General features: G+C 65.6%; 15 protein-coding genes and 1 riboswitch. Of the genes, 8 read left to right on the top strand and 7 right to left on the bottom strand.

Annotation, left to right across the window (positions count from 1 at the left end; all coding sequences use genetic code 11):
* Positions 1-98: 98 nt before the first annotated feature.
* Positions 99-3962, top strand: a complete 3864-nt coding sequence (putA, locus tag EDF71_RS08835) for a trifunctional transcriptional regulator/proline dehydrogenase/L-glutamate gamma-semialdehyde dehydrogenase (protein WP_133856215.1) — start codon at positions 99-101, stop codon at positions 3960-3962.
* 113 nt (positions 3963-4075) lie between these two features.
* Here the strand turns inward: putA and EDF71_RS08830 are convergent, their stop codons facing one another.
* Positions 4076-4648 carry a TMEM165/GDT1 family protein gene (locus EDF71_RS08830; protein WP_021025439.1) on the bottom strand — a complete coding sequence of 191 codons (573 nt, stop codon included), beginning with the start codon at positions 4646-4648 and terminating at the stop codon, positions 4076-4078.
* A 94-nt stretch (positions 4649-4742) separates the two neighbouring features.
* A riboswitch (yybP-ykoY riboswitch) is annotated at positions 4743-4856 on the bottom strand.
* Positions 4857-5087: 231 nt separating this feature from the next.
* Between EDF71_RS08830 and EDF71_RS08825 the strand changes: the two genes are divergently transcribed.
* From EDF71_RS08825 to EDF71_RS08805, 5 genes are all read left to right on the top strand, one after another.
* On the top strand, positions 5088-5504 hold the full coding sequence (locus EDF71_RS08825) for an RNA-binding protein (RefSeq protein ID WP_133856214.1): 417 nt from the start codon (positions 5088-5090) through the stop codon (positions 5502-5504).
* Between the two features lie 255 nt (positions 5505-5759).
* Complete coding sequence (locus EDF71_RS08820; RefSeq protein ID WP_133856213.1) at positions 5760-6401, top strand: RNA-binding protein; 642 nt, start codon at positions 5760-5762, stop codon at positions 6399-6401.
* A 305-nt stretch (positions 6402-6706) separates the two neighbouring features.
* Positions 6707-7456: a sigma-70 family RNA polymerase sigma factor gene (locus tag EDF71_RS08815; RefSeq protein WP_243854235.1), complete on the top strand. Its 750-nt coding sequence runs from the start codon at positions 6707-6709 to the stop codon at positions 7454-7456.
* Positions 7453-8532, top strand: a complete 1080-nt coding sequence (locus tag EDF71_RS08810; RefSeq protein ID WP_133856212.1) for a FecR domain-containing protein — start codon at positions 7453-7455, stop codon at positions 8530-8532. Before EDF71_RS08815 ends, EDF71_RS08810 begins: the two co-directional genes overlap by 4 nt.
* A gap of 361 nt (positions 8533-8893) precedes the next feature.
* On the top strand, positions 8894-11500 hold the full coding sequence (locus tag EDF71_RS08805; RefSeq protein ID WP_133856211.1) for a TonB-dependent siderophore receptor: 2607 nt from the start codon (positions 8894-8896) through the stop codon (positions 11498-11500).
* 30 nt (positions 11501-11530) lie between these two features.
* Here EDF71_RS08805 and EDF71_RS08800 read toward each other — a convergent pair whose 3' ends face one another.
* The 4 genes from EDF71_RS08800 to EDF71_RS08785 are packed head-to-tail and all read right to left on the bottom strand — an operon-like array spanning position 11531 to position 14535.
* Positions 11531-12361 carry an SDR family oxidoreductase gene (locus EDF71_RS08800; protein ID WP_133856210.1) on the bottom strand — a complete coding sequence of 277 codons (831 nt, stop codon included), beginning with the start codon at positions 12359-12361 and terminating at the stop codon, positions 11531-11533.
* Between the two features lie 7 nt (positions 12362-12368).
* Positions 12369-12968 (bottom strand): LPS export ABC transporter periplasmic protein LptC, encoded by a 600-nt coding sequence (gene lptC / locus EDF71_RS08795; protein WP_133856209.1) that lies wholly within the window; start codon positions 12966-12968, stop codon positions 12369-12371.
* On the bottom strand, positions 12965-13537 hold the full coding sequence (locus EDF71_RS08790; RefSeq protein ID WP_208301014.1) for an HAD hydrolase family protein: 573 nt from the start codon (positions 13535-13537) through the stop codon (positions 12965-12967). Before EDF71_RS08790 ends, lptC begins: the two co-directional genes overlap by 4 nt.
* Positions 13537-14535: a KpsF/GutQ family sugar-phosphate isomerase gene (locus EDF71_RS08785; RefSeq protein WP_133856208.1), complete on the bottom strand. Its 999-nt coding sequence runs from the start codon at positions 14533-14535 to the stop codon at positions 13537-13539. The genes EDF71_RS08790 and EDF71_RS08785 overlap by 1 nt, the downstream gene beginning before the upstream one ends.
* A 136-nt stretch (positions 14536-14671) precedes the next feature.
* Between EDF71_RS08785 and EDF71_RS08780 the strand changes: the two genes are divergently transcribed.
* Positions 14672-15226, top strand: a complete 555-nt coding sequence (locus EDF71_RS08780) for an adenine phosphoribosyltransferase (protein ID WP_133856207.1) — start codon at positions 14672-14674, stop codon at positions 15224-15226.
* 19 nt (positions 15227-15245) lie between these two features.
* Here EDF71_RS08780 and EDF71_RS08775 read toward each other — a convergent pair whose 3' ends face one another.
* Together EDF71_RS08775 and EDF71_RS08770 are read right to left on the bottom strand one after the other, a co-directional pair.
* Positions 15246-15956, bottom strand: coding sequence for a hypothetical protein (locus EDF71_RS08775; RefSeq protein ID WP_166656491.1), 711 nt, complete (start codon positions 15954-15956; stop codon positions 15246-15248).
* A gap of 342 nt (positions 15957-16298) precedes the next feature.
* Positions 16299-16775, bottom strand: coding sequence for a cyclic nucleotide-binding domain-containing protein (locus tag EDF71_RS08770; RefSeq protein ID WP_021024746.1), 477 nt, complete (start codon positions 16773-16775; stop codon positions 16299-16301).
* Between the two features lie 192 nt (positions 16776-16967).
* Between EDF71_RS08770 and EDF71_RS08765 the strand changes: the two genes are divergently transcribed.
* Positions 16968-17894, top strand: a complete 927-nt coding sequence (locus EDF71_RS08765; protein ID WP_133856205.1) for a class I SAM-dependent methyltransferase — start codon at positions 16968-16970, stop codon at positions 17892-17894.
* Positions 17895-17915 lie beyond the last annotated feature (21 nt).

The raw sequence follows: 17915 nt of genomic DNA, 5'->3' as shown, positions 1-17915 counted from the left end.
AATTTTTCACTAAGAACGAGCCATATTATGGAGAGAAATTCAAACCACAAACGATCACACTGGCGGCATTCACTATCTACTCTGAACACGAGCCCGCCATGACTGCCAACGCCGTTGTTGACAACCAGCCCTCCACCACCTCGCCGTTTACGGCCGCAAACAGCAGCCCATCTGGTGCAAGCGCTCCTGTTTTTAATGAGCTGGTATCGGCCTTGCAGCCTGCCTCGGCGCTGCGCGCCGCCATCACCGCCGCCTACCGCAAACCCGAGACTGAAGCGCTGGAGGCACTGCTGCCCCAAGCCACGCCGCACGCCGCCATCGCCCAGGCGGGCGATGCGCTGGCGCTGCAGCTGGCCCGCACCCTGCGCGAGCGCAAGGCCGACAGCGGCCGCTCCGGCCTGGTGCAAGGCCTGCTGCAGGAGTTTGCGCTGTCGTCGCAAGAAGGCATTGCGCTGATGTGCCTGGCCGAGGCGCTGCTGCGCATCCCCGATACCGCCACCCGCGATGTGCTGATCCGCGACAAGATCGCCCACGGCCAGTGGAAGGCCCACGTGGGTAAGAGCCCGTCGATGTTCGTCAATGCCGCTGCCTGGGGCCTGGTGCTGACCGGCAAGCTGGTGGCCACGCACAGCGAAGGCTCGCTGGGCCAGTCGCTCACCCGCCTGATCGGCCGGGGCGGCGAGCCGCTGATCCGCAAGGGCGTGGACATGGCCATGCGCATGATGGGCGAGCAGTTCGTCACCGGCGAGACGATTGGCGAAGCGCTGAAGAATGCCGAGCGCCTGGAGGCCAAGGGCTTCCGCTACTCCTACGACATGCTGGGCGAAGCGGCAATGACCAGCGATGACGCCAAGCGCTACCTGCGCGACTACGAAAACGCCATCCATGCGATCGGCAAGGCCAGCAATGGCCGGGGCGTCTACGAAGGCCCGGGCATCTCGATCAAGCTGTCGGCCCTGCACCCGCGCTACAGCCGCGCCCAGTACGACCGCGTGATGGCCGAGCTCTATCCCGTGGTGCTGCAGCTGGCCGTGCTCGCCAAGAGCTACAACATCGGCCTCAATATCGATGCCGAAGAAGCCGACCGCCTGGAGCTGTCGCTGGACCTGCTGGAAAAGCTCTGCTTTGCGCCCGAGCTGGCCGGTTTTGCCGGCATCGGCTTTGTCGTGCAGGCCTACCAAAAGCGCTGCCCCTATGTGCTGGACTTCATCATCGACCTGGCGCGACGCAGCCAGCACCGTTTGATGGTGCGCCTGGTCAAGGGCGCCTACTGGGACAGCGAGATCAAGCGCGCCCAGATCGACGGCTTGGAAGGCTACCCGGTCTACACCCGCAAGGCCTACACCGATGTGTCCTACCTGGCCTGCGCACGCCAGCTGCTGGCCGCGCCCGATGCGATCTACCCCCAGTTCGCCACGCACAACGCCCACACGCTGGCCACCATCTACCACCTGGCCGACCCGGCCCGCTACCAGCCCGGCCAGTATGAGTTCCAGTGCCTGCACGGCATGGGCGAGCCGCTGTACGAGCAAGTGGTGGGCCGCAATGCCAGCGAGAACCTGGGCCGCCCCTGCCGCATCTATGCACCCGTGGGCACGCATGAAACCCTGCTGGCCTACCTGGTGCGCCGCCTGCTCGAGAACGGCGCCAACACCAGCTTTGTGAACCGCATCGCCGACCAGGACATCCCCCTGGCCAAGCTGGTGGAAAACCCGGTAACCACCGCCCAGCAATGGGCGCAGAGCGAAGGCCAGCTGGGCCTGCCCAACCCGCACATTGCCCAGCCGCGCGCGCTGTATGGCGCAAGCCGCAGCAACTCGGCCGGTCTGGACCTGTCCAACGACAACCGCCTGCGCGCGCTGCAGCAAGACCTGCAGGCCAGCGCAGAGATGGCCTGGCATGCCCAGCCCATGCTGGCCGATGGCGCCCCCGCCTCCACCCAGCCCAGCGAGCCCGTGCTGAACCCAGCCGACCACAGCGACCAGGTCGGCACCGTCACGCAGGCATCGACCGAGCAGGGGGAGTTTGCGCTGGCCGCTGCCCAAGCTGCTGCCGCCCGCTGGCAGGCCACCCCCACTGCCCAGCGCGCCGATTGCCTGGCCAAGGCCGGTGACTTGCTTGAAGCCCATATGCCCACCCTGATGGGCGTGCTGGTGCGCGAGGCCGGCAAGACCTGCTCCAACGCGATTGCCGAAGTGCGCGAGGCGGTGGACTTTTTGCGCTTCTACGCCGCCCAGGTGCGCAGCTGGGGCCAGGCGGATTACCGGGCCCTGGGCCCGGTGGTCTGCATCAGCCCCTGGAACTTCCCGCTGGCCATCTTCAGCGGCCAGATTGCTGCCGCGCTGGCCGCTGGCAACACCGTGCTGGCCAAGCCGGCCGAGCAAACACCGCTGATCGCCGCCGCTGCCGTGCAGGCGCTGTGGCAGGCCGGCGTGCCGCGCGATGTGCTGCAGCTGCTGCCCGGCACCGGCGAGACCGTGGGTGCCCGCCTGGTGGGCGACAGCCGCGTGCAGGCCGTCATGTTCACCGGCTCGACCGAAGTGGCCCGCATTCTGCAAAAGACCCTGGCCCAGCGCCTCGATGCCCAGGGCCAGCCCGTCACCCTGGTGGCCGAGACTGGCGGCCAGAACGCGATGATCGTGGACTCGTCCGCCCTCGCCGAACAGGTGGTGGTGGATGTGCTGTCCTCGGCCTTTGACTCGGCCGGCCAGCGCTGCTCGGCGCTGCGCGTGCTCTGCGTGCAGGACGAAGCCGCCGACCGCCTGCTGCACATGCTGCGCGGCGCGATGCAGGAGCTCAAGGTCGGCAACCCCTGCCAGCTCAAGACCGATGTGGGCCCCGTCATCGATGCCGAGGCCAAGGGCGTCATCGACCAGCACATTGCGCGCATGCAGGCTGCCGGTCACCAGGTCTGGCAAAACGGCAGCGCCAGCGCGCAAGGCACCTTTGTGCCGCCCACGGTGATCGCCATCCGCCAGCTGTCTGAGCTCAAGCGCGAGGTCTTTGGCCCGGTGCTGCATGTGCTGCGCTACCGCCGCGAGAGCCTGCCCCAGCTGCTGGCCGACATCAATGCCACCGGCTACGCCCTCACCCTGGGCCTGCACACCCGCATTGACGAGACGATCAACCAGGTGGTCAATGCTGCGCATGCCGGCAATATCTATGTGAACCGCAACATCGTTGGCGCCGTCGTCGGCGTGCAGCCCTTTGGTGGCGAAGGCCTGTCGGGCACGGGCCCCAAGGCCGGCGGCCCGCTGTACATGCTGCGCCTGCTCAGCCGCATGCCAGCCACGGCCACGGTCGATGCACTCGCCCACCTGCCCCGCATGGCGGGCGATGAGGCACCGGCCCCCAGCACCGGCCAGCGCGGCAATGCCCATGGCCTGGAGCAAGCCGATGCCGCGCCGGCCGCTGCGCTGGATGCGCTGCAAAGCTGGGCCAGCCAGCAAGGCCAGGGCGATCTGGCAGCGCTGTGCCAGCGCTATGCCGCCCACACCGGCAACGGTTTTGCGGCCGAGCTGCCCGGCCCCACCGGCGAGCGCAATCTGTATGTGCTGAGCGGCCGCGAGCGCGTGGGCTGCGTGGCCAGCACCAGCAGCCTGCTGCTGGCCCAGCTCGCCGCCGTGCTGGCAGCTGGCTCCACCGCCGTGTGGCCTGCCAACAGCAACCATGCCAGCCTGCTGGCACAGTTGCCCGCCTCGGTGCGTGCATCTGTGCAACTGTCTGCGCACAGCGAGCAGGCCTTCCTGCAGTCCGAAGCCTTTGATGCACTGATCGTCGATGCCGCCAGCGGCTGGCTGGCCAGCGGCAGCAGCCTGGCGGCCCGCGCCGGCGCCATTGTGCCGATCACCGCCCAGGCGGCCGATGGCAGCGTGCCGCTGTTCCGCCTGCTGGCCGAGCATGCCATCAGCATCAACACCGCAGCGGCCGGCGGCAATGCCAGCTTGATGACCTTGGACTGAGGCTGAAGCTTGGGGCGCCGCCCCATCAAAAAAGGGCTGGTGATCGCAAGATCCCCAGCCCTTTTATTTATTTAGTTAGCGCGTTGCCAATGTTGCAAGCGCTGCCAGCACTATCAGTCCATCGTCGTGAACAGCGCAGCCACGCCCAGCACCAGGAAGATCACCGCGCAGACGCGGTGGATCCAGCGGATCGGCAGCTTCTTGGTGATCTTGTCGCCAAACCAGACCACGGGTGCATTGGCCAGCATCATGCCGATCGTAGTGCCGGCGACCACCCAGTAATAAGAAGCGGGGTACTTGGCGGCCAGGCCTACGGTGGCCAGTTGGGTCTTGTCGCCCATCTCGGCCAGGAAGAACAGCAGCACCGTGGTGCCGAACACGCCCCAGCGGCCGCTGCTCTTACCGGCTTCGTCCTCGTCGATCTTGTCGGGGATCAGCATCCAGCCGGCCATCAGGATGAAGGACACGCCCAGAATCCAGCGCAGCACATCGGGGCCCAGCATGGTGGTGATCCAGGCACCGACGGCGCCGGCGAGCGCATGGTTGACCAGGGTCGAGACAAAGATGCCCAGCACAATGGGCCAGGGTTTGCGGTATTTGGCAGCGAGGACGAGCGAGAGCAGCTGTGTCTTGTCGCCCATTTCGGCAAGGGCGACGACAGCAGTGGAGAGGAGAAAGGCTTCCATGTGGGGATCGTTATTGCAGCCGGATATAGCAAGACAGCATTGACCGCATCGCGACTCCGGCATTGGGATCGCAACGTGGTCAATGGTCTCGCCCAGCATCCTCATCACAAGGTGCTGTGTACGCCATAGGCCGCGAAGGCCCAAGTTTGTTGACGCACACTCCGCGGCGCATTGCACGCCCGGCAGGCTACTCCCCAAAGACTGGCGCATCATACGCCCAAAAGCGATGCTGCGCCGCAACACCCACTGCCGCCAGGGAAAATACCAAGCCCCGCTTGCGGGAACTGTCAACACAGCGTAAGGCGATTCACCCATAATGGTGAAGCTCAATGTGCCCCCGGGTACACTAGAGCGCGCGGTGATCCGTCTTGGAAGTTGTCACAGGTTTGTTGATTGCATCAGGCTCCATCGCTTTTTTTACTTTTTTCGGAGTCCTCAAATGGGCAACAAACTTTACGTGGGCAACCTGCCTTACTCTTTCCGTGACAGCGATCTGGAAAGCACTTTCAGCCAATTCGGTACCGTTTCCAGCGCCAAGGTCATGATGGAACGTGACACCGGCCGTTCCAAGGGCTTCGGCTTTGTGGAAATGGGTTCGGACGCTGAAGCACAAGCTGCTATCGAAGGCGTGAACGGCCAAGGTTTCGGCGGCCGTAACCTGGTCGTGAACGAAGCACGTCCAATGGAAGCCCGTCCTCCACGCAGCGGTGGTTTCGGTGGTGGCAACCGTGGCGGCTTCGGCGGCGGCGGTGATCGCGGCGGCTTCGGCGGCGGCGATCGCGGTGGCTTCGGCGGCGGCGATCGCGGTGGCTTCGGCGGCGGTGGCCGTGGTGGCTACGGTGGCGGCAGCTACTAAGCACATCACCTCCAAAACCTCTTAAGGGTTTTGACGGTTAGATGACGGGTTTTCCCGGAAAAAAGGCCTCTTTGAGGCCTTTTTTGCATCTGGTTGCAGCTTCTGCGCCACAACTGAGGGGCAGAACTATGCCATTCTTGGTTTTTATGCCAGAAAATAAAGGATGGAGTCTTCCTCCATTGGGCTACTGCGATGAATGACCGGTGTTTTTCGGGACTCCATCGCATTATTTAAGAGTTATCAGGAGTCCCTCAAATGGGCAACAAGCTTTACGTCGGTAATTTGCCATACCAGGTTCGCGACAACGATCTGGAACAGGCCTTTGGTCAGTTTGGCAGCGTAACCAGCGCCAAGGTGATGATGGAACGCGACACGGGTCGCTCCAAGGGTTTCGGTTTTGTGGAAATGGGCAGCGATGAAGAAGCCCAAGCTGCGGTCAACGGTCTGAACGGTCAGCCTCTGGGTGGCCGCAATCTGGTCGTGAACGAAGCACGTCCCATGGAGCCACGTCCTCCCGGAGGCGGCTTTGGCGGCCCACGTGGCGGCGGCGGTGGCTTTGGTGGCCCCCGTGGCGGTGGCGGCGGCTTCGGCGGCGGTAACCGTGGCGGTGGTGGCTACGGCGGCGGTGGTGGCGGCGGCTATGGCGGCGGCGGTGGTGGATACGGCGGTGGCGGTGGCGACCGTGGTGGCTACGGCGGCGGCGGCGGTGGCAACCCCGGCGGCGGTTATGGCGACCGTGGCGGTCGCGATGGCGGCGGCGGCCGTGGCGGCAATGACCGTGGCTTTGGTGGTGGCGATCGTGGCGGTGACCGCGATGGCGGCTTCCGCAGCCCCTACGGCAATGGCTCGCGCAACCGTGGCGGCAACCAAGGCTACGACAACAACGACGACTATTGATGTCTGCCGGCACACCCTGGCGGTGTGCCCTCAGCAACGACAAAGCCCCGCCAGGGGCTTTTTTCATGCCCGGGCGCCAGCCAAAGCAGCGCCGATGACGCGCCCTGCCCGGCTGCCAGCGCGTGCATTGCCAATGCCCAGCGCATGGCTGCATGGGCGGCACATCCGCGCAGCAGAATCAGGCGCCGCTAGAATGGCGCCAGCTTTTGTTCAACCCTTCGACATCCGCACATAGCCAGGCCCGCCCGTCCCTCGTGGCACACGACGCATGGGGCTCCGCCACTTCGGATCACTAGGCTTTTGGAGTGCGCCGTGTCGCTTTTCCAGATTTTTTCCCGTCGCGCATCGGCCGTCTGCTGCAGCAGCCGGGCCGCGTATGCCTGCGCGTGGCAGGCAGCAGCCCGGTGGTGAAGCGCGACGCCCCCTCCGCGACCCAAAGCGATGCACCACAAGCGCCCAGCGCGGATGCGCTGGCATCGCTGTACCAGCGTTGGCGCAGCCCGCTGGTGCGCTTGTTCCAGCGGCGCAGCCATAGCCGTGAGCAGTCCGAAGAAGCAGCCCAGGAAGTGTTTGTGCGCCTCGCCGTCTCGGGCAAGCAGCTCGCGCCCGAGGAAGAAAAGCCCTACCTCAGCACGGTGGCACGCAGCGTCAGCACCGACGACTGGCGCAAGGCGGGACGCGGGTCCGCGCCGGAGATGGTCTCGGTCGACAGCGACGAGGAGGAGCTGGCTGCGCTGCCGAGCGACGATACACAATCGCCGCTGGAAATAGCGGCCCAGCGCCAGCGCATCGCCCGCCTCAACGATGCCGTGGCCGAGTTGCCCGAGCGCCAACGCCAAGCCTTTTTGCTCAACCGCATCGACGGGCTGAGCCACGACGAGGTGGCCGCCGCGATGGGCATCAGCCCGCGCATGGTCGCCAAGCACCTCAGCCGCGCGATGGCCTACTGCCAATTGCGGCTGAACTATGCCAGCCTGGCGCAGATGCAGCGCCTGCTCTCGCCCCACGACGATCCCCGCGACGAAAGCGCCGCAGAGCGCAAGGACCTGCCATGACCGACGCTTTGCGCCCTGCATCCCCGGCCCTGCCCGAGCAGGCCTTGATCGACCTGCACGAAACCGCTGCCGACTGGTTCATGCGCCGCAGCGATCCGGGTTGGACCGGCGCCGACGAACGCGCATTGGAGGCCTGGCTGGCCCAGGCAGCGCTGCACCGTGAGATTTTTGCGGCCATGTCGCTGACCAGCCTTGATCTGCACCGGATTCCGCTGGCGGCCGATCCCTCCTGGCGCCCCCAGGCCCATGCACAGGCAACACCTCAGCAAGCAGCACCATCACCGCGCCCGGCCAGGCAGGCCGCTGCCGCCACCCTGCCCTCAGCGGGCTGGGCCCGTCGCCACTGGGCATCGGCAGCCGTCTGCGCCAGCCTGGTGCTGCTGCTGGGCGGCGCTTATGGCTGGCAGCGCTGGGACAACACCGCCAGCTTCCAGCTCGATGTGGCGACCGGCCATGGCGAGACCCGTAGCATCCCGCTGCCCGATGGCTCCAGCATCGCGCTGAACATCGACAGCCAGTTGCAGGTGCGCTTCTACCCGCGCCGGCGCGAAGTCGTGCTCGGCCAGGGCGAGGCTTTCTTCCAGGTCGCCCACGACCGCAGCCGCCCCTTTACCGTGGACAGCGGCGCCAGCCAGGTCAAGGTGGTGGGCACGGCCTTTAACGTACGTGCTGCGCCGCCCCAACTCGTCGTCAAGGTGTTGGAAGGCCTGGTCGAGGTGCGGCCCGACCGCCAGGCCCCACGAGGTCCGGTGCTGCGTCTGGGCCCTGGCAACGGCCTGGCCATCGACCCCGCCACCGGCCAGACCCAGAGCCTGCAAGCCGCGGCGGCCAGCGTTGGCGATTGGCGCAGCGGGCAGATCCAGTTCCAGCGCGCGCCGCTCGCCGATGTGGCACTGGAGCTGTCGCGCTACCTGGGGCAATCGGTGGTGCTGGCCCAGCAGGACCTGGCGCGGCAGCCAATCTCGGGCGTGCTGTCCACCGCCAGCCCGCAGCTTTTTTTGCAGGCCCTGCCCGAGCTGCTGCCGCTGCGGGTGCAGCAAATGGCCGATGGCAGCTGGCGCATCTCCCGCCGCTGAAGCAGTACGCAGCATTCAAAAACACATATTGATACATATTGAGGGCCTAGCGCGGGTTCTGACTTTGCCCGCTAGCCACGTTCTTTAGCTGTAGGAGATGCGAATGCTTCGTATCTCTCGACTGCCAGCCAGCAGGGCGAAGCGCCATGCCTTCGCCGATCCAGCCAACGGTCCTCACGCATGCGCAGCAGCAGGCGCGCAAGACAGCGTTGGCAAACACCAGGGGCAGCGCCCCTGGTCATGCATCCCTCTGGGTGGTGCAGCGACCCGGCCGCCAGCGGCCTCCGCCGTCTTGTTCGTCTGCGCTGCGCTGTAGCGCAGGCAGGGGTCTGTGTGCATCGACGACATAACAGGAATTCAAATGCGAGCAAGAAAATGGAGCGGCGCGGTGGCGCGCAGCACGGGGGCCAAGTCGGATACCAGCGGAGCGGCAGTGGCGCAGCCCGCAGGGTTCTGCACCACGGCGGCCTTGGTGGCAGCTGCGCTGCTGGCAATGGCCCAGCCTGCCGTAGGCCATGCCCAGGCGCAGCAACCCAACCAGCAGCAGGCGCGCGTGGCCTTCAGCATTGCCGCCCAGCCCCTTCCCGCCGCGCTGCGCGCCTTTGCGGCCCAGGCCAAGCAGCAGCTGCTGTTTGACGAGGACAAGCTGGCAGGCCTGCAGGCCCCGGCGCTGCAGGGCAGCTATGCGCCCAGCGATGCGCTGCAGCGGCTGCTGGCAGGCAGCGGCATGGTGGCCACGCAAAGCAGCCCGGGGCTGTTCACCATCAAGGAAGCACAGCTGGCCAGCGAGGACCAGGTCGTCACCTTGCGCGAAGTGCGGGTCGAGGCCCGGCGCCTGGGCGAAACCGAGGGCACGGGCTCCTACACCAGCGATGGCATCACCCTCGGCAAGACCGCACAGGCCATGCGCGAGATGCCGCAGTCGGTCTCGGTACTGACCAAGCAGCGGCTGGAAGACCAGAACATCACCGACCTGGGCAAGGCGGCCGAGCAGATCGTGGGCCTGACGGTGCAGGACAGCGGCCACCGCCTGACCGACATCTACTCGCGCGGATTTGCGATCGACAGCGTACAGATCGATGGCGGTGCGCCCATGTCCACCTCCAGCGGCAACTACACCTTCATCTCCTATGACATGACGGAGTTCGACCGGGTCGAGGTGCTGCGCGGCGCCGCCGGCCTGCTTAATGGCACGGGCAACCCGGGTGGCGCTGTGAACCTGGTGCGCAAGATGCCGACGGCCAAGCCCCAGCTCAAGCTGACGGCCAGCGCCGGCCGCTGGAACAACTACCGCACGGAAATCGATGCCTCCGGCCCGCTGGCCTTTGACGGCAAACTGCGCGGCCGTGCGGTGCTGGCCTATGAAGACCGCGATTACTTCACCGACCTGCGCTCCACGCAGAAGCCCACGCTCTACGGCGTGCTGGAGGCCGATCTGGGCCCGGACGCGGTGCTGGCCCTGGGGGGCCGTTACCAGCACATCAAGGAGCAGGGCACGCCGCAGGGCTTTCCGCGTTACAGCAATGGCGCCGATCTGCGCCTGCCGCGCAACACGGCACTGACGGCACCCTGGGCCTTTGAGGACAGCACTTCCACCGAGCTGTTTGCCAAGCTCAGCTGGCGCCTGGCACCGCGTTGGACCCTGCGTGCCAACGCCACCGTGACCAAGGAAGACCGCGACGTCAACGGCGGCTATGTCTCGGGCGCCGTCAATCCAATCACGATGGCGGGATCGCGCTGGGTGGGCTCGGACCAGCACAGCGAGAACCAGCAGCAGATGCTGGACGTCAACCTCAGCGGCGCCTTTGATATGTTCGGCCGCACGCATGAGCTGCTGGTGGGCGCCGACATGCAGGACATCAGCAGCAAGTGGCAGAGCTTTGTGGTGGAGCGCGCCACCGGCCAGGTGGCGGACCTGTTCAACATCGGCTCGACGCCCTATGTGTCCGGCAACCTGGACCGGGGCCAGCTGTTTCGCAGCTACGAGCCCAATGACACCAAGCAGTACGGCGTGTACGGAACCCTGCGGCTGGAAGTGGCGGACAAGACCAAGCTGGTCGTCGGTGCCCGCGCCAACAAGTACAAGTTCAACCAGGTCTACAGCACCTACCTGGACAACAGCTGGCAGATGACCGACACCTGGCGCATCGCCAGCGCGACGCAGTACAAGGAGCCGACCCAGGTCGTGCCCTTTGGCGGGCTGATCTACGACCTCTCGCCCGAGTGGTCGGCCTATGCCAGCTATGCCGAGATCTTCAACCCGCAGGCCTATTACAAATCAGGCCCCGCGCCGGGCAACGGGCTCAAGCCCATGCACGGCAGCAACAGCGAAGTGGGCGTGAAGGGCGAGCTGCTCGGCGGCAAGCTCAACACCTCGTTCGCGCTGTACCGCGTGGTGCAAAAGGACCGCGCCATCCAGGACGCGCGCTACCCGGTCAGCGAGACGCTGTTTGCCGGCGCCTGCTGCTATGTCAATGCCGGCAAGGTGGTCAGCCAGGGTCTGGACATGGAGGTCAATGGCGAAGTGGCGCGGGGCGTGAACCTGTACGCCGGCTACACCTACAACAGCAACCGCAACAAGACCGACAACGCGGTGTTCAGCACCATCACGCCCAAGCATTCGCTGAAGTTCTTTGGCACCTGGCAGCTGCCCGGCGAGGCCTCGGCCTGGAAGATCGGCAGCGGCGCCACCATCAACAGCAAGCAGTATGTGAAGGGCACGGCAGCCACCTGGAACGAGGCGGCCCAGAACTGGAGCGGCCCGTCCGCTCCGTTCGCCTATACGCAAGGCGGCTATGCGGTGTGGAATGCGCTGGTCGAGTACCGCGTGAACCCGAACTGGAACGTCTCACTCAACGTCAACAACCTGTTTGACAAGTGGTACTACCGCACGGTGGGCACCTCGACCTTGGGCAACTACTATGGCGAGCCTCGCAACTGGATGCTGACGCTGCGCGGACGCTTCTAATGCTGCAGTGCCCTGGATCCGGCGCCAGCCTTAGTGCTGGCCTGGGTCCTGGTCCTGCGCCTCTTGCACCCGCTCACGGTGGCGGTGCTTGCGCGGGCGGTTGGCCAGTGCGCGGTCATACAGCGCATTGGGCAGGCAGCGCAACAGCCTGGCCACCCAGCCCATCTGCCAGGGGATGACCGCATAGCTGCGCGCCTTGGCAATCACCGCAAAGGCCTTGCCGGCAAAGGCCTCGGGCTGCATCAGGAAGGGCATGCCGTAGCGGTTGTGGCTGGTGAGCGGCGTGGCCACAAAGCCCGGGCAGATGGTGACCACCTGCACGCCGCTGCGCTGCAGCTCCACCCGCAGGCTCTCGCAGTAGCTGATGACCGCCGCCTTGCTGGCGCAGTAGGCGCCATGGCCGGGCAGGCCGCGTATGCCGGCCACGCTGGCAATGCCGACCAGCTTGCCGCTGCCGCGCGCCTGCATGGGCCGCACAAAGGCATGGAAGGTCGCGGCCATGCCGATCACATTGGTGGCATAGGTCTGGGCCATGACCTCCAGGTCCTCGCGCTCGGCCGTGTCGATGCCGTAGCTCACCCCGGCATTGGCGACCACCACATCGGGCAGGCCTTGCTGCTGCAGGCACTGTTCGCAAGCGGCAATGATCTGGTCCTGGTTGGCGACGTCCGCGCCATAGATGGCATAGCGGCTGGCATCCATGCCCTGGTCCTGTGCCCAAGCCTGCATCACGGCGCTGCGGCGCGCCACCAAGGCCAGGCGGTAACCGGCCTGGTAATAGCGCCAGGCCAAAGCCTGGCCGATGCCGCTGGAGGCGCCGGTGATCAGCACCAGCGGTGCGTTGCTTGGAGGGGTGGACATGCGGCGCTCAGCGTGCGGGCTGGAGCACGCCCTTGACCCGGCCCTTGAGTTCTGCGACCTGGGTGATGTTGTTGAAGACCATGGAGTCGGCCGTGAAGCGGTCCTGGCCCCGGATGATCTCGACCGGCTTGTTCGAGCTCACCCGCTCTTCGTTGACGAAGGCATGCAGAAACTCGCCCCGGAACTCCATCTGCGGCGCGCCTGGCTTGTTGCTGGTGCGCACCACCTTGGCATTGCCAAACAGCTGCACTTCCGAGCCATCGGCATTGGACAGCGCGCGGTTGGCGGTAGCCACGGTGACTGAGCCATCCAGGCGGATGGCGCGCATCGTGGCGGTGTCGATCTCCAGCGTGTCGGTGTCCATGAAATGGCGCATCTTCTTGCCCTGGATCTCGCTGGTCAGCACACCGGTGCCATCAAAGCTGCGCACCGAGAAGTCGTTCATGTAGTAATCCACCTCGTGGCCGGGCACCACCGTCTCGCGCACGCTCTGGGGCTTGGGGGCATTGCGCACCAGCCACCAGGTGCCCAGCGCCAGCAGGCCCATCAGGATCACCGGCAGGTAGATGGACGACAGGTCCATAAAGCGTCGCACGCGAGATTTCATTGTCCGTACCGATCAAGCAGGTTGACATAGGCGCCGCAAGCGGCCAGCACGGCGTCGCAGAGCTCACGCGCGGCACCGGCACCACCGTGGCGGCTCGTCACCCAGTGTGCCACGCCCAGCACTTCGGGGTGGGCGTTGGCGGGGGCGCAGGCCAGCTGGCAGCGGCGCAGTACCGGCAGATCCGGCCAGTCATCGCCAATGGCTGCCGCCTGGTGCCAGTCCAGGCCCAGCGCCTGCAGCATGTCCTGGGCGGCGGGCAGCTTGTCCTCGGTGCCATAGCGCACATGAGCGATGCCCAGCGCCGCCAGGCGGTGGCGCAGCGGCGCCGAATCGCGTCCGGTGATGACGGCCGGCACAATGCCGGCCTCGCGCAGCATCTTGAGGCCATGGCCGTCGAGCGTGTGGAAGCGTTTGAGCGTCTCGCCCTGCTCGCTGATGTAGAGGCCGCCATCGGTGAGCACGCCATCCACATCGAAAAACACAATCTTGATGCCCTGGGCGCGCAGCAGCAGCTCAGCAGGCCACTGCTGGGCGGGGGTAATGGGGGGCAGGGTCAGGGTGCTGGCCATCAGATCACCTTGGCCCGCATCAGATCACCCACATGCACAATGCCCACCAGGTGCTGTTCGGCATCGGTCACCAGCACGCTGGTGATGCGGTGGGCCTCCATCATTGCGGCGGCATCGGCAGCCAGCGCGTCGGGCGATATCTGGCGTGGCGTGGCATGCATCACCTCGGCAGCGTTCAGGCCGCGCAGTTCGGCACCGGCCTCAATGCGGCGGCGCAGATCGCCATCGGTAAACACGCCTTGCAGCAGGCCATTCGCATCGACGATGGCAGCGGCCCCCATGCCCTTGGCGCTCATCTCGCGCATCAGGTCGCTGAAGCTGGCGTTTGGCAGCACCGTCGGCAGTTCAGCGCCGCTGCGCATCACGTCCGCCACATGGGTGAGCAGGCGCCGGCCCAGTGCACCACCGGGGTGGGAGCGGGCAAAATCCTCGGCCTTGAAGCCGCGCGCATCCAGCAGCGCCACGGCCAGCGCATCACCCATCGCCATTTGCGCGGTGGTGCTGGCCGTGGGGGCCAGGTTCAGCGGGCAGGCTTCCTTGTCCACCTGGGTGTTGAGCACCCAGTCGGCATGGCGGGCCATCGAGGACTGCAGGTTGCCCGTCATCGCGACCACGGGCACGCCCAGGCGCTTGAGCACCGGCAGCAGCACGGAAATCTCGCCACTCTCACCGCTGTTGGAGATGGCCAGCACCAGGTCCTGGCCCGTCACCATGCCCAGATCGCCATGGCTGGCCTCGCCCGGGTGCACAAAAAAGGCCGGCGTACCGGTCGACGCCAGGGTGGCGGCAATCTTGCGCCCCACATGCCCGCTCTTGCCCATGCCGGTGACCACCACGCGCCCGGGAATGTCCAGCATGCGCTGCACCACCTGGACAAAGTTGTCGTCCAGGCGCTGCGTCAGTGCCGCAATGGCCTCGGCCTCGATCGCAAAGGTAGACGCCGCCAGGCGCAGAATCTGCGCCGCTTCAACGGGGCGCTTGGGCTGTAGGGTGCTCATGGAGGCTGATTTTATCGGAGCGCCCGCGCCCCGGCGGGCGCAGGTCATTGCCAAACATGCTTAACCTGCTCCTCGTTATGGGTGCTGCTGCCGCAGTTGGACTACCATGGCGGGTCTTCCCCTCTGCGACCCCACCATGCACGCTCCCGACGTCAACGCCTTTTTGCGTCACCACATCCGCACCGTTCCCGACTGGCCAGCGCCGGGCGTGCAGTTCCGGGACATCACCCCGCTGCTGCAGAACCCGCAGGTCTTCCATGTGCTGATCGACGCCTTTGTGCACCGCTACATGTCTCGCGACATGCGCCCCGATGTGGTGGCCGGGCTCGATGCGCGCGGCTTCATCCTCGGCGCCGTCATCGCCTACCAGCTCAAGGTGGGCTTTGTGCCGATCCGCAAAAAGGGCAAGCTGCCCTTCACCACGGTGGAGGAGACCTATGAGCTCGAATACGGCAGCGCCACCGTGGAGTTGCATGCCGACGCCGTGAAACCCGGCGACAAGGTGCTGCTGGTCGACGACCTGATTGCCACCGGCGGCACGATGATGGCCGGCAAGAATCTGCTGGAAAAGCTGGGCGCCCAGGTGATGGAGGGCGCCGCCATTGTCGACCTGCCCGAGCTGGGCGGCTCCAAGCGGCTGACCGATGCCGGTCTGCCGCTGTTCACCTTGGTGGATTTCGCGGGGCACTAAGCCCAGGGTCTACAACGGCTCAGTGCAGATCGCCGTACTGGGTATTGCTCAGGCCGCCAAAGCTGGTGTCTGCCGTGGGCGCGGGTGCACCACCGCGTTGCGCGGCTTCACGGGCGATCTGGGCGTTGTGCGCGGCGCTGCGGGCCGGCGGCACAATGGGTGCGGGCCGGGGCGCGGCACTGGTCGCAGGGCGGCTGGCCGGTGCTGTCCCATCCAAGGCCGGCACCGGGTTCATCGCCGCTTCCAGCAAGGCCTTCTTGAAGGCGGCAATTTCTGCTTCATCGACCGGGTCCATGCCCAGCGGCACGGGCACCACGGCGGGCTGGGGCGCGGCAATGCCGCTGGCGGCCTTGCTGCTGACCACACCCAGCTGGGCATTGAGGCGCCAGTACACCGAGGTGATGACGATCTCGAAACGGGTCTTGGCCGAATAGGCGATCAGCGCCTCGATCTGTGTGAGCTTGTCGGGCGAGGCGCAGTGCTCCTGCGCCAGATCCACCATCACGATGAACTGCGTGGCGCGCTTGTCCAGCGCCAGCACCTTGAATTTGTAACCGGCCGACAGAATGCCGGAGCGCACCATGGATTCGCGCACGGCTGAATACACCATCTCGCGGCGGGCCGAGCGCTCACCGGGGCGCGGCGCAGCGCTGTCGTGCTGGGGTGCAGCCGCCATGGGCCTGGCGGACACCAAGGGGCTCTGGGCGGCCAGCATATCGTGCTGACCCATGCCTAACGGCTCGGCAAACATGGTTTGCGGCCCCAAGGGCGCAAAGGCCGATTTTTTTTCTGGTCGACTGAACCATTTGGCAAATATAGACATGCCACTCCCTACCCTGATCAGAATTTGCCCCGCGGACGCGATGCTTGATACTTTGTCAAGTCTCGTCGTACGCGGGTACCGCCTGCGGCTGGACGCTGTGGGTCAACCGCAAACCCTCGGTTTGCTGTTCCTTGTCCGCGCATACCCAACGGTCACCCGTTTCATCGCGCAACAGGCGTTTGTAATTGTAGGGAGAAGTATTGCATACCCTGGTCAGAAAAGCGCGCGCGATTTGACCAATGCCAAGCTTTATGTTGCGGCAACGCGGCGTTTTCGGTTGCCCAGGCGCTTGGCCAGCACCGATCCGGCCGCCATGGCCAGCGCCACGGCCACGGTGGGCTGGCGGTTACACAATTCGGTAAAGCGAATGCTCGACAGCCCCCAGAGGCGGCAACCGGCCACCGCCTGCACGGTGGCATTGCGCGGCTGGTGCGAGAAGAACGCGCCTTCGCCGACAATGGAGCCCGCGCCGACGATGGCCAGGCGAATGCGCTGCTTTTCATCCTCGAAATGCACGCTGAGGCTGCCGCTTTCGACGAAAAACAGGGTGCGCTCCTGCGTACCCTGCTGAAACAGCACCTGCGATGCCGCCAGCTGGGTCTGCGTCAGATAAGGGGCCAGGATCTCCCACTGCGCAGCCGTCAGCGGGTTGATCATGCTTTCCTCGTCCTGGCAATTGTTGATGGCTGTCACCAGGGGCTTGATGTCATTGGCGCTACTGAACATGGGATCCTCCTCCGCAATCCTGGCGGTGGATCCACCAGTGATCTATCGAAATTCCTAATCCAAGAAATCTAACCTAGCGGCTGCACAATGGCTGAGCGGTAGGACAAAAATTTGTAAGCAGTTTCGTCCAGCCCACAATTCCTGACCAAGCAAGCCGCCCCCTCTTTTTCTCCTAGACGTATTTTTGATGCCATGCATGCATTACTAGAGGCCATCGCCACCATGCCCGCGAGCCAGCAGGCGCAACGCCTCTTCCACGGCCGAGGCGGCCTGTTTCCCGGCTGCGAACACCTGTCGCTGGACCTGTACCCACCCGCAGTGGTGCTGACCAGCTTTGCGCCACTGGCCGATGAGGCGCTGCAAAGCGTGGGGGATGCGCTGCAGCAGCGCTGGCAGCAGCTCTACCCGGGCGAGCCGCTGACCTGGGTCTACCAATGCCGGGCCTTGGGCGCGGCCGAGACCCGCCTGGTCCAGGGCAGCCTGCCCGAGCCCCATACCGTGCAGGAAGACGATGCCCGCTACCAGGTGCATGTGCTGCGCGGGCAAAACCATGGCCTGTTTCTGGACATGGCCGAGGGCCGGCGCTGGGTGCGCCAGTTCATTGCGCGCCAGCCCGACCCGGAGCGTTGCACCGTGCTCAATATGTTCGCCTACACCTGCGCGTTCTCGGTAGCGGCGCTGCAGGCGGGCGCCGGCCAGGTGGTCAATATTGATATGAGCAAGGCCGCGCTGGCCAGCGGCCAGCAGAACCATCGGCTCAACCAGCTGGCGGGCGGCCAGTTCTGGGGCCATGACATTTTCAGCAGCTGGGGCAAGATCACCCGCACCGGGCCGTACCAGCTGGTGATCATGGACCCGCCCAGCTACCAAAAGGGCAGCTTTGTCGCCACCAAGGATTACGCGCGCCTGATCAAGCGCCTGCCCGATCTGCTGGCTCCCGGCGGCTTTGCGCTGCTCTGCCTGAACGCCCCCGAGCTGCCACTGGCCTTCTTGCAAGATCAGATGGCCGAGCTGGCGCCGGAGCTGGAGTTCATCGAGCAGGTGGCCAACCCCGCGATCTTTGCCGATGTCTCGCCCGACCGGGCCCTCAAGGTGCTGGCCTACCGCATGCCCAGCTGAGGCTGGGCCGCCGGTTACTGG

Source organism: Comamonas sp. JUb58 (assembly GCF_004364775.1).
In the GTDB taxonomy this organism is placed as follows: domain Bacteria; phylum Pseudomonadota; class Gammaproteobacteria; order Burkholderiales; family Burkholderiaceae_C; genus Comamonas.
The sequence above is the reverse complement of the archived record's forward strand: the minus strand, read 5'-3'. Positions and strand labels throughout refer to the sequence as shown.